Origin of the sequence: Rhizobium sp. RAF36, assembly GCF_052114105.1 — a bacterium.
Taxonomy (GTDB): Bacteria; Pseudomonadota; Alphaproteobacteria; order Rhizobiales; family Rhizobiaceae; genus Rhizobium.
Genome location: NZ_JBFREC010000005.1, coordinates 111,909 through 127,043, shown reverse-complemented (window position 1 = coordinate 127,043; position 15,135 = coordinate 111,909). Strand labels below are relative to the sequence as shown.

Below are 15,135 nucleotides of genomic sequence, written 5' to 3'. Positions count from 1 at the left end.
CTGCCTTGTCAGGTGAAAACCTGCTGCCGGTCTAGCAGTCCTGCCGATGGCGATCAAGCACCGCCGCGACCCCGCACGGCATCCGTTGACTTCATCCATCGCTTCAAAGAAGCTTGGTTCAACCGAAGAGGAGAGACTGATGGGCATGTTCGATCACGTATCGATCGGAGTGAAGGATCTCGAGAGATCGCGCCAGTTCTACGATGCGTTGCTGGCGCCGCTCGGCTATGAGCGGCTGTCGAATTTCGATGGTACGGTGGGTTATGGCGCCGACAAGCCTGCTTTCTGGGTCAGTCAGGTAGAACGCCCGGTCCCCGCCGATCGCGGCTCGGGCCTGCATTTCTGCTTCACGGCACGCAGCGAGGAAGCCGTCAACGCGTTCTATGCCGCCGGCATGGCGAATGGCGGCGAAGACAACGGCACACCGGGAATTCGCCCTGACTACGGCCAGTTCTACTACGCGGCCTTCATCATCGATCCGGATGGCTACCGGCTCGAGGCGTTCTTCTTCAAGCCTGAATAAACAAAAAGGCCGGGCAAAAGCCCGGCCTTTCCGCAAAGCAATGTCCAGAAAGCGATTAACGCTTCGAGAACTGGAAGGAACGGCGAGCCTTGGCCTTACCGTACTTCTTACGCTCGACGACGCGGCTGTCGCGGGTCAGGAAGCCACCCTTCTTCAGGACCGGACGCAGGCCCGGCTCGAAGTAGGTGAGGGCCTTGGAGAGACCGTGACGAACGGCACCGGCCTGGCCGGAAAGACCGCCGCCTGCAACCGTCGCGATGATGTCGAACTGGCCGTCGCGGGCAGCAGCGAAGATCGGCTGACGCAGGATCATCTGCAGAACCGGACGTGCAAAGTATTCCGTGAATTCCTTGCCGTTGACGATGATCTTGCCGGAGCCGGCCTTGAGCCATACGCGGGCGACAGCGTTCTTGCGCTTGCCGGTCGCGTAGGAACGGCCAAGCGAGTCGACCTTACGGACGTGAACCGGAGCAGCTGCTTCGGAAGACGTGCCGAGATCCTTCAGGGAGGAGAGGTCAGCCATTCTTAGGCGCTCCTTACATTCTTTTTGTTCAGCTTGGCGACGTCGAGAACGACGGGCTGCTGTGCTTCGTGAGGATGGTTGGAACCAGCGTAAACGCGCAGGTTCTTCATCTGGCGGCGACCGAGCGGTCCGCGCGGAACCATGCGCTCAACAGCCTTCTCGAGAACGCGCTCCGGGAAGCGGCCTTCGATGATCTGGCGAGCAGTACGTTCCTTGATGCCGCCGGCGTAGCCGGTGTGCCAGTAGTAAACCTTGTCGGAATACTTCTTGCCGGTGAAGACGACCTTGTCGGCATTGATGACGATGACGTTGTCGCCGTCGTCAACGTGAGGCGTGAAGGTTGCCTTGTGCTTGCCGCGCAGACGCATAGCGATTACGGAAGCGAGACGGCCAACGACAAGCCCTTCGGCGTCGATGATGACCCACTTCTTCTCCACCTCTGCAGGCTTCTGGGAGAAAGTTGCCATAGTAGTTACTCTCTTTTGGATCCCTTATGCCCGAAGGCGAAGGGCGTTTCTTGTTGCTTGGTTTGGTGTCCGGAGACAGCCAAAAAGAAAGCAGCCCGGAAAGGCTGCGTTCTGGCGGTGTGTATAAAGGCAACCCTTTCCCGGGTCAACATCGCGCAATCGGCTATCTGAAAAAATAGACAAGCAATATCAATGCGATAAGGTATATGGTATTATGGTACCTCATATTTCCCGGGGTGGAATCGAGTAAGTGGCGGTGGCGTGCGCGATCAATTCGCTCTCATCGCGCTGAAATATCGATGCCTCGATCACTGCCAGACGCCTGCCGAGCTTGAGAATCCGGCAGGTGCAGAAGGTGGGTTCCAGCTTCGGGAATCTGAGGAAATTGATGTTGAGATTCGTGGTGACGGCAAGCGCCACAGGGCCGATATGCGAGAGCACTGCGATATAGGCGGTGACATCCGCCAGGGTGAAGAGCGCCGGTCCTGAAATCGTCCCGCCGGGCCGCAGATGCCGATCGGCCGGGTCGAGCCGCATCGAGGCCTTACCGGGCGCGATGTCGATCACCTTGAGCACCCGCCCGTCCGTATGGATCTGCGGAAAGTCCGTCTCCAGAAAACGGTGGACCTCGTCGATCGTCATGACCGGTTGCATCTGTTCACCTCGAAATTGCCGGCAGGCTGTGGCAGAACATCTAGCACGAAAGATGATTGCAGGGAGTTAGACCAATGGCCGAAGTCGTTTCCTTCCGGAAAGATCCAGACAAGGCGGGCGGGGCTGCGCTGGTGCTGCGCCAGCTGAATGACGGGGTTCTCAGGCTCACCCTGAACAATCCGCGGGCCAATGCGTTGTCGATCGCCGTCATGGAAACGCTGATGGGCGAGTTGCAGGCCGCCGGCGAGGATTCGTCGGTGCGCGTCGTCATCATCGCCTCTACCGGCAACATCTTCTCTGCCGGGCACGACCTGAAGGAGCTGACGGCGCATCGCGCCGATGCCGATGATGGCGTTGCCTTCTTCGAGGAGAGCTTTGCGCTTGCCGCCGATCTGATGCTCGAAATCACCCGCCTGCCGAAACCGGTGATCGCCGAGATCGACGGTCTGGCGACCGCCGCCGGCTGCCAGCTGGTCGCGTCCTGCGATCTGGCGATCTGCACCGACACCGCGACCTTCTGCACGCCGGGCGTCAATATCGGCCTGTTCTGCTCGACGCCGATGGTTGCGATATCTCGGGCCGCGCATCGCAAGCAGGCGATGGAAATGCTGTTGACCGGCGAGACCATCGATGCCTCGACCGCCAAGGATTTCGGTCTGGTCAACCGCATCGTGCCGAAACAATACCTGACCCAGGTGGTGACGAAATACGCCTCCGTCATCGCCTCGAAGTCGCCGGAAGCGATCCGCATCGGCAAGGAAGCCTTCTATCGCCAGCTCGAAATGCCGGTCGAGGAAGCCTACACCTTCGCCGCCGAAGTCATGGTCGACAGCATGCTGACGGCCGACGCGGAAGAAGGAATCGGCGCTTTCCTCGGTAAGCGCATCCCTGTCTGGCCGGAGGAGTAAAAGTTGGCACGTATTACCAAATTTGAACTCGCATCGATGCAGCGGTTCCAGCTCCATGATCCAATTGACGCGAAAATTTTCTCACACGAGTATGACGGTCGGCGTCTTATTCAAATCTCGACATACGGGCGGGATACACGCAAAGACACCGGTAAGCTGAGCCAGACTATCCAGTTGGACGAAGAGGCCGCTAGGCAGCTTTTCCAGTTCCTCGGAAGGGAATTCGGCTTCAGATGAAACTCATCCGAGCTTCAAGATTAGCCCGCCGGCGGCAATAATGACGCCGGCGAGGTAGCGCCAGGGGCTGGCGCGCTCTTTCAGCACGACGACCGAGATCACCAGTGCGAAGAGGATCGAGGTTTCGCGTAGCGCGGCGACGGTCGCGACCGGCGCTTTGGTCATAGCCCAGAGCGCCAGTCCATAGGAGGCGATCGAGCCCGAGCCGCCAATCAGGCCACGCCACCAGTGAACGCGCACGTGGATGGCGACCACGCGGGCGCCGCGCCGCGATATCGCCCAGGCAAACAAGAGCACCGGCGGCAGCAGCGACATCCACAGCGTATAGGAGATCGCATTGCCGGATATCCGTGCGCCGATGCCATCGACATAGGTGTAGGTGGCGATCACGCAGGCATTGATAAGGGCCAGCATGATGGCGTGGCGGCTGCCGTGTCTGGCTTCGAAGGCCAGCGTCAGGATGCCGGCGCAGATCGTCATCGTTCCGATCAGTGCGCCGCCTGACAGCGTTTCGCCGAGCACGAAGCTGCTTGTGGCGGCGATCAGCAGTGGTGCGCAACCGCGCATCAGCGGATAGACGAGCCCGATGTCACCGGCCCGGTAGGCACCGGCAACCAGCTGGAAATAGGCAAATTGCAGGATGGCGGAGACGCCGATGAACGGCCAGGCCGCAGCATTCGGCAGCGGCAGAAATGCCAGGAAGGGAAGTGCAGCGACTGCGCCGCCTGCAGAGATCAATGCCGCGTCGAGCGACTTGTCGGTGCCTGCCTTGATGATGGCGTTCCATGTCGCGTGGAGAAGGGCGCCGAAGAGAACCAGAAGAATGACGTCGAGGGGCAAGATCGCAAACCGGAGCGGGGAGGCGGGAGAACATCAGCGGTATGAGCTTCGCCACGCCGAAAATCAATGCGCCCGGATTATTTTGCAACCTGACGCTATGATTATCGCCGGGAACGGTGTCGCAGGCGAGGAGATTGGAGCTGCGTCGGACCCTTCCTGCGTGCACTCCCGATGCGTTTATTTTTATTCCCGCCACTCAACTGTGAGGTGTCTCTAATATATGCGGGAACGAAGCTGGCTTAAAGAAAAAACAAAAAGTGAACATCGCCTTGCGGTCTATTTCACCATTTAGTTATCTTACTGAAATATAGAGATTATTCTATTACTTTGGTATGCCGTAGATTGTGCGCCCATAGGGTGCATTTCGGCACAATCGATGCTGAAAGGCGCGAGTAGGCATGCGCCTTTCAGCACTGTGAGAACGGTTTCCAACACGCATCGATACGTTACAATGAGTGGTTCGGAACAAAAAATGTCCCGTCCAGGTTGTCGATGTTCTGGCAGTTGAGGACCGGGCAGGACCGGTCGTCGCGCGTCGGGATGTTTTTCCATTCGGCATACTCATTGGCGTCGCAGAAGCGGCTGTTGCGCACGAACCGGTCATAGAGCGGCAGTCCGCGCGGCGAGGTCCAGCGGAAGATCACCGCGCCCTGATTGTGGATGGCGGCGCGCGCGCTCTGGCAGGTCATCGATAGCGGATTGAGACGCGAGATCGCGAAGGAAGGCGAGGCCGCCAGCACGATCGCAATTGTCAGCACAAGTTTTTTCATGGGCCATTCCTCCTTGGAACCCGTATGGCTATATATACGCCTGAAAGAACTGCAGGTTTCAACCGGGTGAAAAAATGGCTGCGGGGGATGGGCCGATGGATCATGATCACTACAGCGATGCCTACATCGCCGAAATTCTGAATTCCGTGAAGACGATTGCGCTGACGGGCGCGTCGCCGAACCCGGCGCGCCCGAGCAACGGCGTGATGGGGTATCTCCTGTCACGCGGCTACGAGGTAATCCCGGTCAATCCGGGGCAGGCGGGCAAGACGATCCATGGGCAGATGGTCTACGGCAGGCTCGAGGATATTCCTGTTCCCGTCGATATGGTCGATGTGTTCCGCGCCTCCGAATATCTGCAGGAGGTGGTGACCGAAACTCTGGCGCTGGCCGTCCGCCCGCGGGTGATCTGGGCTCAGCTCGGCGTGCGCGACGACGATGCAGCCCGCCGCGCCGAGGCCGGCGGCATCAAGGTGGTGATGGACCGCTGCCCGGCAATCGAAATTCCGCGGCTTGCCGGATAGCGAACGGATTTTCCACATTTCTCCCGACGGTTGAAACGTCAGGCGATTAACATTTGCGCCGCCTTGGCTATGCTGCCGCCATTCAACGCAATGGGAGGACGGCATGGCAACGAACAATCCAGGCTTCAACACACTGGCAATCCACGCGGGCGCGCAGCCCGATCCGGCGACTGGCGCCCGTGCCACGCCGATCTATCAGACCACGGCCTACGTCTTCAACGACGCCGATCACGCCGCCTCGCTCTTCGGCCTGCAGGCATTCGGCAATATTTACACCCGCATCATGAACCCGACTCAGGCGGTGCTCGAAGAGCGTGTCGCAGCACTTGAGGGCGGCACCGCCGCGCTCGCCGTCGCATCGGGTCACGCCGCGCAGATGATCGTCTTCCACACGATCATGCGCCCGGGCGACAATTTCGTCGCCGCCAAGCGCCTCTATGGCGGCTCGATCAACCAGTTCGGCCATGCCTTCGATAATTTCGGCTGGCAGGTCCGCTGGGGCGATGTCGAGGATCCGGCGAGCTTCGAGAAGCATATCGACGGCAACACCCGCGCGATCTTCATCGAGAGCCTTGCCAATCCGGGCGGTACTTTCGTTGATATCGCTGCGATTGCGGAAGTGGCGCACAGGCACGGCCTGCCGCTGATCGTCGACAACACGATGGCATCGCCCTATCTCATCCGCCCGATCGAACACGGCGCCGATATCGTCATTCATTCGCTGACCAAGTTCCTTGGCGGCCATGGCAATTCGATGGGCGGCATCATCGTCGATGGCGGCACGTTCGACTGGTCGAAATCCGGCAATTATCCGATGCTGTCGAGCCCGCGCCCGGAATATAACGGTGTCGTGCTGCACTCGACCTTCGGCAATTTCGCCTTCGCCATCGCCTGCCGTGTACTCGGCCTGCGCGACCTTGGCCCGGCGATCGCGCCCTTCAACGCCTTCCTGATCCTGACAGGCATCGAAACGCTGCCGCTGCGCATGCAGCGCCACAGCGACAATGCCATCGCGGTCGCCAAATGGCTGAAGGCGCACAGCAAGGTAGCCTGGGTCAATTATGCCGGTCTCGATGATGATCCGAACCACGCAGTGCAGCAGCGCTATTCGCCAAAGGGCGCCGGATCGGTCTTCACCTTCGGCATCAAGGGCGGATACGAGGCGGGCAAGACCTTCGTCGAGGGGCTGGAGCTCTTCTCGCACCTCGCCAATATCGGCGACACCCGCTCGCTGGTGATCCACCCGGCCTCGACGACACACCGCCAGCTGACCGACGACCAGCGGATCGCCGCCGGCGCCGGTCCTGATGTCGTGCGTCTCTCCGTCGGTATCGAGGACGTCAAGGACATCATCGCCGATCTCGAGCAGTCGCTCGCCAAGATCTGATGATGCGCTGCCGCGGCGCTATCGCGACTGGCAGATGCCGGTGAGCGAGATCGCGTCGCGGCTGTCGATGACCATATGCAGCGTGCGCATCATGTCGGCTGCCATCAGCAGTGCTCTTGCCAGGTCGCTGGGTGGCTGCTGGCCGGCCGAGGTAGCGATCTTCAGGAGATCGAAGACGGTGTCGTAGCTTCCGTTGCTCGGAATCCCGACAAGCTGGCGCATTTCGCGTATTGTGCTTACGGATCGAAGGATGAAGCGCCGCGCATCATCCGGCCCAAGTGTCTGGACCTCGCTGGCAGCCCTCGTCACCTCCGCGATGAACTCGTTCGTCCCGGACATGCATGCCTCGTGATTTTTCTGCTGTTCCAGCGCACGAACGCGAACGGGGCCCGCCACGCCCTACCACGGCGGACCCCTTTTCGCATCGAGCGGCCCCCAGCCCCTCAAGATGAGCTAATCATAAATTAGCTCTGCCGTCGCGTGACACCGGCGTGACGCCGGCTTATCGGCGCGGCAGCCCATCTCAGCGTCTCATGATCACCACTTCCAGATACTCGCTCGGAACCACCATGGTACCGTCCTCGGCCCGGTTGAAACGGGTAGCAAGCTCCATGAGCTCGGCCGCTAGCGCCTTTTGCCCGGTGTCATCGAGCGTGCCGAAGGCCTTGAGAACCGGCCCGTAGAACGTCCGGAAGACATCCAGCCAATGCGCTGAGGACTTGTAGCGAAATACGAATTGGCGCGGCGTCGCGACGACCGATGCCTTGCTTGATGGAAACAGCTCCTCAAGCCGGGCACGCGTGCCCCAAAGCGCAGGCGAGCGGGCGCCTGTTGGTGGCGGCACGTGGCGTCCGATGGTCTTGAACAGCTGTCCGATGAAGCCGTCGGGCGTCCAGTTCGCAAGGCCGATCGATCCGCCGCTCTTGCAAACCCGCAGCAGTTCGGCGGCCGCGCGCTCCTGATCGGGGGTGAACATCACCCCGAAGATCGACATCGCATAGTCGAAGCTCTGGTCCGCGAAGGGCAGGTTCTCGGCATCCGCCTCCTGAAACTCCATCATCAGGCGATCGGCCTTTGCCCGCTCCTTCGCCTTTTCCAGGAGGGCCGGCACATAGTCGGTCGCCGTCACTGCGCACCAGCGGCGCGCGGCGGCCAGCGAGCCGTTGCCGTTGCCGGCAGCGACGTCGAGAACTTTGGACCCGGCGCGCAAATCCAGCGCCTCGCAAAGGCTCTCGCCGACGATCTGCAGGGTGGTGCCGACGACGGCATAATCGCCCGAAGACCAGGCGCCCTGCTGGCGGGCCTTCAGAGCTGCGAGATCGGCCATCGGTTGAGCGGGTGTGCCGGCAAGAGCCGCGGAAGTGGACATTCTTCTCTCCCTGGATCAGATTGTTGAAGTGTGAATACCGCCGCCGTGCATCAAGCCGCCGGACGCTTCCGGTATAGGCGGTGACCATGGGGGACGCCGTGTCACCAGGCGTGGGAACAACCGTGGAAATATCCGGGCGGCACGAACGGCCGCCACTGGAAATCTGCCTTCTCGGGCCGATGGCGGTCCGCCGCGACGGTGCCGAGGTGAAGCTGCCGGGGTCGCGAAAAGTCCGCGCCTTGCTCGCCTATCTGATCCTCTCGCCCTATGCGCAGGGCAGGGCACAGCTCTGCGACCTCTTCTGGGATGTCGCCGACGATCCGCGCGGCGAGTTGCGCTGGTGCCTGAGCCGCATCCGCGCCGTGATCGGCGAGCGCGTGATCGTGCAGGGCGATACGGTCGCTCTTGATCTCACCGGCTGTGCCATCGATGCGGTCGAGGTCGCCCTGGCGGCCCGCGCCGGGTTCGACGGCGTGCCGGTCGCAGCGCTGGCGTCACTTGCCGATCGCGCCTCGGGCGAGTTCCTGGATGGCCTCGCGATCGACAGACTTCCGGCCTTCGAAACATGGCTGATTTCCCAGCGCCGCCGCTTCCGCGACATGCAGGCGGATATCCTCGCCCATATCGTCGAGGTTTTGGCCGGTGCCGAACAACTGCCTTATCTCGACCGCTGGATCGAGTTGGCACCCTTCGATCTCCGGCCTCACCAGTTATTGTTGTCAACGCTCGTCGCCGAAGGACGGCTTCGCGATGCAGGCGAACATTTTGAGGCCACGTTGCGGTCTTTTGCCACCGAGGGCATCGAGACCGCGTCCCTGCGCGCGCTCTGGGAAGACCTTCGCAGAAAACCTGCCGCCGTGGCATCCACGGCACCTGAAACACCGCCATCGGAAACGCCTGCCGATAGCCGCCGCCGCGCCTCGATCGCCGTTATGCCTTTCAACGACATGTCGGTGCTTGCCATGCCCGGCGGCACGTCGGATGCGCTTGTCTATGACATCATTTCCCGGCTGGCGAAGCTCCGGACGCTAAAAGTCATTGCCCAGGGCACGATGTTCGCGCTGCGGGAGCGGATGCGCTCGCCCGAAGACATCGCCTCTGCCCTCAACGTCGATTACGTGGTCAACGGTATCTTCGAGCGCACCGGAACCCGCATCATCATCCGGCTGGAACTGATCGAGGCGCGGTCCAACACGATCGTATGGTCCGACGCGTTCGACCAGAATGCCGGAGAGACCCTTCTGCTGCTGGAGGAGATCGGCAGCCGCGTCGTAGCCTCGATCGAGCGGGAGATCGAAACGCAGGAGCGCAACCGCGCCTTCCTCAAACCGCCCAATTCGCTGGATGCCTGGGAAGCGCATCACCGCGGTCTCTGGCACATGTTCCGCTTCACCAAGGCCGACAACGATCAGGCGCAGCAGTTTTTCGAACGGGCGATCAGCCTCGATCCCACCTTCGCGCGCGCCCATGCCGGGCTTTCGTTCACGCATTTCCAGAATGCCTTCCAGCATTGGGCCGACCGCGACGAACAGGCGGAACTGGCCTACCGGACGGCCAGCCAGGCACTGCTTGCCGACGACCGCGATCCGGCCGCCCACCTGTCGATCGGCCGGGCGCTATGGCTGCGCAAGCTGCATGATCAGTCGATCGAGGAACTGCGCCAGTCCGTCGATCTCAGCCCGAGCTTTGCCTTCGCGCATTATTCACTGGCCTTCGTGCACTGCCAGTCCGGGGACCCGCAGGCCGCGATCCTTTCTGCAGACCAGTCGCAATCCCTCAGCCCCTACGATCCGATGCTGTTTGGAATGCTGGCAAGCCGGGCGATCGCTCTGGTGCGCCTTGGCCGATACGAGGAGGCTGCCGATTGGGCCGCAAAGGCCGCGATGCGCCCCAACGCGCATGTGCATATTATGGCCATCGCCGCGCTCTGCCTTGCCGTTGGCGGGCGGCTCGATGAGGGGCGGGCGCACGTCGCGGCGATCCGCCAGCGATATTCCGGCTATCATCTGGCCGATTTCTTCGCCGCTTTTCATCTCGTGCCGGTGGACCAGGCCTTATTCCGGGAAGCAGCAACGCGCATCGGGCTGACGTGATTCCGTCCCACTTGGCCAAGCCAGCCAAAGCCTCTAAGGTTCTGGTCTGAAAAACATTTCCGCGAGTCTCATCAAGCCATGTTTCTTCTCTCCGTTGCCGCAATATGGGCGGTCGCCGCCATCACGCCGGGCCCGAATTTCTTCATCGTCGTGCGCACGGCGCTGGAGGGCTCGACGCGTGCCGCGGTCGCGGTCATCGCCGGAGTCATCCTGGGCACGGTCTGCTGGGGGCTTGCCGGCTGGCTCGGCATCAGCGCCCTGTTCGCAGCCGCGCCCTTTGCCTACCTGTTCCTGAAGATCGCCGGCGGCGCCTATCTTCTCTGGCTCGGCGCCAAGCTTTTGTGGAAGACCTGCAGCAAGTCCGCAACGCTGGGCGAACCTGCGGTCCGCCCCGCCATGAGCAGCCGGCAGGCCTTCTATTCCGGCCTGATAACCAATCTCGCCAATCCGAAATCGGCCGTCTTCGTCGCCAGTCTCTTTGCCGCCACCCTGCCTGCCGACCATTCCTGGGTGCATGGCGCTCTGGCCGTGGTGACGATGGTTCTGGTCTCTTCGCTTTGGTATACCTTCGTTCTGACGGTCTTGCGAAACCCTACCGTATCAGGCGCCTATGCGCGAGGACGCCGACGCATCGACGCGATGGCCGGCCTCATTTTCATGGGATTCGGCGTCAAGCTTCTGACATCTGCCCGATAGGAGATAGCATGCCGCATCAACTCGTATTCGACCCGGCGTCCGTCGAGCCCGAAGTGGGCGCGCCCGCCGCCGACCGCGTCGTTTCCGGCAATCCGCAATTCCGCACCTGGAACCTGGAGGAAGCCGAAGGCGGCCTCTACGCCGGCATTTGGGAAGCGACACCCGGCAAATGGCGGATTTCCTACGATGAGTGGGAATATTTCAACGTGCTGTCAGGCCATTCGATCGTCACCGAAGACGGCGGCGAACCGGTGCATCTCAAGGCCGGCGACCGTATGATCCTCAGACCCGGCTTCAACGGAACCTGGGAAGTCGTTGAAACGACTCGCAAGGATTATGTGATCAGGGTCTGAGTGCCGAACCTCAGCGCCTAAAACTCTCCGCGAAAGCGGGGGAGGAAATGCGGTTCAGGGTTTTGCGCAATTCTTCCGACGCTTCAGTGCCGAAGGCGTTTTCGAAGCGGTCGCGTGCTTCGGCCCAGAGACGGTTGGCTTCTTCCCATTTTGCCCGTCCGGCCTCCGTCAGCGTCGCCCGTTTGACGCGCTTGTCCTTTTCGTCGGGCACCAGCTCCACCAGCCCGTCCCGGATTAGCGGCTTCAGCGTGTGTCCGAGGGCGGAGAGGTCCATCACCAGCCCGTCGGCCAGGAATTTCAGCGACGGCTTGTCGTTCATATGGATCTGCGTCAGTAGCCCGAACTGCGTGCCTCTCAGCCCGCTTGGCGCAAAGACCTCCTCATAGAGCTGCCCGAGCTGGCGGGTCGCGCGGCGAAGCGCGCTGTTGCTGCAAACGGTCCAGCTTTCGAAGCCCGGTATTTTTTCGTCCATCGTCGTTCTCCTGATCCGGTGTCACCGGATTGCTGCCGGCCGTCAATCGTCTTCGATAATTTCTTCGGTGCGCCCTTGCGCAAGATGTCGTTGATCTCAATATAGTGGCATATACCACTAATTACCAACGCATCGAAAAGGATTTCACGATGTCAACTTCCTCCCTTGGTACAGCTCTCGTTACCGGCGCCTCCTCGGGTATCGGCGCCACCTATGCCGATCGTCTCGCAATGCGCGGATACGATCTGCTGCTGGTCGCCCGTGATGCAGCCCGTCTGAATGCCCTGGCTGAAAAGCTCACCACCGCTCACGGCATCAAGGCCGAGGTCCTGCAGGCGGATCTGACGAACAGGGAAGACGTGCGAAAGGTCGAGAAGCGCCTGCGCGAGGACGAGGCGATTACGCTGCTCGTCAACAATGCCGGTGTCGGCCCTAAAGGCGCACTGCTCGAAGACGATATCGACTATCTCGAAACGATGATCGAGATCAACGTCGTGGCCGTCAATCGCCTCGGTGTCGCAGCGGCGCAGACCTTCGCGAAGCGCGGCAAGGGCGCCATCATCAACATTGCCTCGGTGGTCGCATTCCTCGCCGAACGCTTCCACGGCACGTACAATGCCAGCAAGGCCTTTGTGCTCAACCTGACCCAGTCGATCCATGCCGAGGCCAGCCCGAAGGGCGTCAAGGTTCAAGCTGTTCTTCCGGGCCTGACCCGCACCGAGATCTTCGAACGCGCTGGCGGCTCGGTTGATCAGCTGCCGCCGTCGATGGTGATGGACGTCACCGATCTCGTCGATGCGGCCCTTGCCGGCTTCGACCAGGGTGAACTCGTCACCGTCCCGTCGCTTCCTGATCCGGCCGATTTTGAAGCGTTGAACGCCGCCCGCCATGCGCTCGGACCCAACCTCTCACACAACAAGCCGGCCAGCCGCTACGGCATTGCATAAGGCTCCGGTTTTTGCCGGGCTGCGTCAAACCAACGCAGTCCGACATTAACATTTTGTAATGTTTACAGAGCCTTACAGGTTAAATCCTTGATTTAGTGAACGAACAGTCCTGCACGCTATGTGGGGCATCGGCGGCCGACTTCGAACTGTCGCAGAACTGTCATCAAACTGTAATGTGCAGCGCCTAGCCCGCCTTTGCGACGGGAATTTCAGCGCCCTTTGCCAGTGGATACCCCCTCCATGGCGCCGGTCTCGTCGATTGTTCGTTCCATTCAGGGAAGAGACCATATGCTCACCAAAACACTTCTTTCGGCCTGCCTCGGCGCCGGCCTGGTTGCTGCGCTCGCAGTGTCCGCCTCTGCCGCCGACATCACCGGCGCCGGTTCGACCTTCGTCTATCCGGTTCTGTCCAAGTGGTCCGCGGATTACAACAAGCAGACCGGTGACAAGCTGAACTACCAGTCGATCGGCTCGGGCGGCGGTATCGCCCAGATCAAGGCTGCGACCGTCGATTTCGGCGCGTCCGACGCCCCGATGAAGCCTGAAGACCTCAGCGCTGGCGGCTTCGGCCAGTTCCCGGTCGTCGTCGGCGGCATCGTTCCTGTCATCAACGTCAAGGGCATCAAGTCGGGCGAGCTGAAGCTCTCCGGCAAGGTTCTCGCCGACATTTATCTCGGCAACGTCACCAAGTGGAATGACAAGGCGATCGCCGACCTGAACCCGGGCCTCAAGCTGCCCGACAGCCAGATCGCCGTCGTTCACCGCTCGGACGGTTCGGGCACCTCGTTCAACTGGACGAACTTCTTCTCCAAGGTCAACCCGGACTGGAAGTCCAAAGTCGGTGAAGGCACTGCCGTCAACTGGCCGGTCGGCATCGGCGGCAAGGGCAACGAAGGCGTCGCTGCCTACGTCACCCGCGTGAAAGATTCGATCGGTTACGTCGAATACGCCTACGCCCTCCAGAACAAGCTGCCCTTCGTTCTCGTTCAGAACGCCTCCGGTCAGTATCCGAAGCCGAATGCAGATAGCTTCTCGGCTGCTGCTGCCAGCGCCGAATGGGGCAAGGCCCAGGACTTCTACCTGATCATGACCAACGCGCCTGGCGAAAAGGCCTGGCCGATCACCGCCACCACCTGGGCGATCATGTACAAGGAGCCGAAGGATGCCGAGCGCTCCAAGGCTGCTTTCGCCTTCTTCAAGTGGGCACTCGAGAACGGTCAGAAGGAAGCCTCTTCCCTCGATTACGTTCCGCTGCCGGCCACGCTGGTGAAGCAGATCGAAGACTACTGGACGGCGTCCTTCAAGGGCTAAGTCCTGGAAATGCCGGGGCAGGGAGCATTCGCTTTCTGCCCCGTTTGCTTTGACGCCCCCTCAAAAGCAAGTCGAGTATCGATATGAGTGAAGCACTGGCATCGCTGCCGGCCGTCGTGCCGGATGTGAAGCGCCGCGACGGCGCCAACGGCGACCGCATTTTCCACTGGATCGTGATGGGCTGCGGCCTGTTCGTTCTCGCCGCACTCCTGGCGGCGGCAATCTCCATGGCATGGGGCGGTCTTCTCGCCTTCCGCACCTTCGGTTTCGGCTTCATCACCGGTACCGAATGGGACCCTGTTGCCCAGCATTTTGCCGGTCTGGTGCCGATCTACGGCACGCTGGTGACCTCTGCGCTCGCCATGCTGATCGGCGTTCCCGTCAGTCTCGGCATTGCCGTCTTCGTCACCGAAGTGGCGCCGCGCTGGCTGCGCGGACCGATCGGCGGCGCGATCGAACTGCTCGCCGGCATTCCCTCGATCATCTACGGCATGTGGGGCCTGTTCACTTTCGCGCCCTTCATGTCGGATTACGTTCAGCCGGCGCTGATCGACTGGCTCGGCCCGATCCCCGGCATCGGCCTTCTGTTCTCGGGCGCCCCGATGGGCATCGGCATGCTGACCTCGGGCATCGTGCTGGCGATCATGATCATCCCCTACATCTCCTCGGTCATGCGCGACGTCTTCCTGGTCGTCCCGGCGCAGCTGAAGGAATCGGCCTATGCGCTGGGTTCGACGCGCTGGGAAGTGGTGCGCGACATCGTCATCCCGCACACCCGTACCGCCGTTGTCGGCGGCATCTTCCTCGGCCTCGGCCGCGCGCTCGGCGAGACGATGGCCGTCACCTTCGTGCTGGGGAACACCCACAATATCGCCGTCTCGCTGATGGAGCCCGGCAACTCGATCGCCGCCGCCATCGCCAACGAGTTCACCGAAGCCGATACCGACATCTATCTGTCGTCGCTGATCGCGCTGGGTTTCATCCTCTTCGTCGTGACCTTCATCGTCCTTGCCGCCGCCAAGCTGATGCTGCTGCGCATGGCAAAGCAGAGAGGCGAATAA

Annotated in this window: 20 protein-coding genes; 12 read left to right on the top strand and 8 right to left on the bottom strand. The window is 61.3% G+C overall.

Going from position 1 to position 15,135, the window contains the following annotated elements; genetic code table 11:
- The first annotated feature begins 145 nt into the window (after positions 1-145).
- Positions 146-523 (top strand): VOC family protein, encoded by a 378-nt coding sequence (locus tag AB4Z25_RS18655; RefSeq protein WP_112537581.1) that lies wholly within the window; start codon positions 146-148, stop codon positions 521-523.
- 55 nt (positions 524-578) lie between these two features.
- Here the strand turns inward: AB4Z25_RS18655 and rpsI are convergent, their stop codons facing one another.
- A complete protein-coding gene (gene rpsI, locus AB4Z25_RS18650; RefSeq protein WP_112389640.1) occupies positions 579-1,046 on the bottom strand; it encodes a 30S ribosomal protein S9 in 468 nt (155 codons plus the stop codon).
- Positions 1,047-1,048: 2 nt separating this feature from the next.
- On the bottom strand, positions 1,049-1,513 hold the full coding sequence (gene rplM, locus AB4Z25_RS18645; protein ID WP_112389641.1) for a 50S ribosomal protein L13: 465 nt from the start codon (positions 1,511-1,513) through the stop codon (positions 1,049-1,051).
- Positions 1,514-1,539: 26 nt separating this feature from the next.
- Between rplM and AB4Z25_RS18640 the strand changes: the two genes are divergently transcribed.
- On the top strand, positions 1,540-1,692 hold the full coding sequence (locus tag AB4Z25_RS18640) for a hypothetical protein (RefSeq protein ID WP_162698667.1): 153 nt from the start codon (positions 1,540-1,542) through the stop codon (positions 1,690-1,692).
- Between the two features lie 43 nt (positions 1,693-1,735).
- Here the strand turns inward: AB4Z25_RS18640 and AB4Z25_RS18635 are convergent, their stop codons facing one another.
- Positions 1,736-2,167, bottom strand: a complete 432-nt coding sequence (locus AB4Z25_RS18635; protein ID WP_112537444.1) for a PaaI family thioesterase — start codon at positions 2,165-2,167, stop codon at positions 1,736-1,738.
- Positions 2,168-2,241: 74 nt separating this feature from the next.
- On the opposite strand from AB4Z25_RS18635, the gene AB4Z25_RS18630 reads away from it, so the two are divergent.
- Positions 2,242-3,075, top strand: a complete 834-nt coding sequence (locus tag AB4Z25_RS18630; RefSeq protein ID WP_112537443.1) for an enoyl-CoA hydratase — start codon at positions 2,242-2,244, stop codon at positions 3,073-3,075.
- Between the two features lie 3 nt (positions 3,076-3,078).
- Positions 3,079-3,312 (top strand): methionyl-tRNA formyltransferase, encoded by a 234-nt coding sequence (locus tag AB4Z25_RS18625; RefSeq protein ID WP_442208818.1) that lies wholly within the window; start codon positions 3,079-3,081, stop codon positions 3,310-3,312.
- 3 nt (positions 3,313-3,315) lie between these two features.
- Here AB4Z25_RS18625 and AB4Z25_RS18620 read toward each other — a convergent pair whose 3' ends face one another.
- Complete coding sequence (locus tag AB4Z25_RS18620; protein ID WP_112537442.1) at positions 3,316-4,152, bottom strand: DMT family transporter; 837 nt, start codon at positions 4,150-4,152, stop codon at positions 3,316-3,318.
- A 446-nt stretch (positions 4,153-4,598) separates the two neighbouring features.
- Complete coding sequence (locus tag AB4Z25_RS18615; protein WP_442208817.1) at positions 4,599-4,922, bottom strand: hypothetical protein; 324 nt, start codon at positions 4,920-4,922, stop codon at positions 4,599-4,601.
- A gap of 95 nt (positions 4,923-5,017) precedes the next feature.
- On the opposite strand from AB4Z25_RS18615, the gene AB4Z25_RS18610 reads away from it, so the two are divergent.
- Together AB4Z25_RS18610 and AB4Z25_RS18605 are read left to right on the top strand one after the other, a co-directional pair.
- Positions 5,018-5,446: a CoA-binding protein gene (locus tag AB4Z25_RS18610; protein ID WP_112537441.1), complete on the top strand. Its 429-nt coding sequence runs from the start codon at positions 5,018-5,020 to the stop codon at positions 5,444-5,446.
- A 103-nt stretch (positions 5,447-5,549) separates the two neighbouring features.
- Positions 5,550-6,833: an O-acetylhomoserine aminocarboxypropyltransferase gene (locus tag AB4Z25_RS18605; protein ID WP_112537440.1), complete on the top strand. Its 1,284-nt coding sequence runs from the start codon at positions 5,550-5,552 to the stop codon at positions 6,831-6,833.
- 18 nt (positions 6,834-6,851) lie between these two features.
- On the opposite strand, the gene AB4Z25_RS18600 is transcribed toward AB4Z25_RS18605, so the two are convergent.
- Both AB4Z25_RS18600 and AB4Z25_RS18595 read right to left on the bottom strand, forming a co-directional pair.
- Positions 6,852-7,172, bottom strand: coding sequence for a hypothetical protein (locus tag AB4Z25_RS18600; RefSeq protein ID WP_112389648.1), 321 nt, complete (start codon positions 7,170-7,172; stop codon positions 6,852-6,854).
- 184 nt (positions 7,173-7,356) lie between these two features.
- On the bottom strand, positions 7,357-8,202 hold the full coding sequence (locus tag AB4Z25_RS18595; protein WP_442208816.1) for a class I SAM-dependent methyltransferase: 846 nt from the start codon (positions 8,200-8,202) through the stop codon (positions 7,357-7,359).
- Between the two features lie 122 nt (positions 8,203-8,324).
- On the opposite strand from AB4Z25_RS18595, the gene AB4Z25_RS18590 reads away from it, so the two are divergent.
- The 3 genes from AB4Z25_RS18590 to AB4Z25_RS18580 all read left to right on the top strand — a co-directional run bounded on the left by AB4Z25_RS18590 (position 8,325) and on the right by AB4Z25_RS18580 (position 11,344).
- Positions 8,325-10,295, top strand: a complete 1,971-nt coding sequence (locus AB4Z25_RS18590; RefSeq protein WP_442208815.1) for a transcriptional regulator — start codon at positions 8,325-8,327, stop codon at positions 10,293-10,295.
- Positions 10,296-10,373: 78 nt separating this feature from the next.
- Positions 10,374-10,991, top strand: a complete 618-nt coding sequence (locus AB4Z25_RS18585; protein WP_112537437.1) for a LysE family transporter — start codon at positions 10,374-10,376, stop codon at positions 10,989-10,991.
- A gap of 8 nt (positions 10,992-10,999) precedes the next feature.
- Positions 11,000-11,344 (top strand): cupin domain-containing protein, encoded by a 345-nt coding sequence (locus AB4Z25_RS18580; protein WP_112537436.1) that lies wholly within the window; start codon positions 11,000-11,002, stop codon positions 11,342-11,344.
- Positions 11,345-11,354: 10 nt separating this feature from the next.
- Here AB4Z25_RS18580 and AB4Z25_RS18575 read toward each other — a convergent pair whose 3' ends face one another.
- On the bottom strand, positions 11,355-11,816 hold the full coding sequence (locus tag AB4Z25_RS18575) for a MarR family transcriptional regulator (RefSeq protein ID WP_112537435.1): 462 nt from the start codon (positions 11,814-11,816) through the stop codon (positions 11,355-11,357).
- A 149-nt stretch (positions 11,817-11,965) separates the two neighbouring features.
- Here AB4Z25_RS18575 and AB4Z25_RS18570 point away from each other — a divergent pair, with 149 nt between their 5' ends.
- The 3 genes from AB4Z25_RS18570 (at position 11,966) to pstC (ending at position 15,135) form a co-directional block, all read left to right on the top strand.
- On the top strand, positions 11,966-12,763 hold the full coding sequence (locus tag AB4Z25_RS18570) for an SDR family NAD(P)-dependent oxidoreductase (protein ID WP_112537434.1): 798 nt from the start codon (positions 11,966-11,968) through the stop codon (positions 12,761-12,763).
- Between the two features lie 288 nt (positions 12,764-13,051).
- Positions 13,052-14,074, top strand: coding sequence for a phosphate ABC transporter substrate-binding protein PstS (gene pstS / locus AB4Z25_RS18565; protein ID WP_112389655.1), 1,023 nt, complete (start codon positions 13,052-13,054; stop codon positions 14,072-14,074).
- A gap of 83 nt (positions 14,075-14,157) precedes the next feature.
- Entirely contained in the window at positions 14,158-15,135 is a 978-nt protein-coding gene (pstC, locus tag AB4Z25_RS18560; protein ID WP_112537433.1) for a phosphate ABC transporter permease subunit PstC, read from the top strand.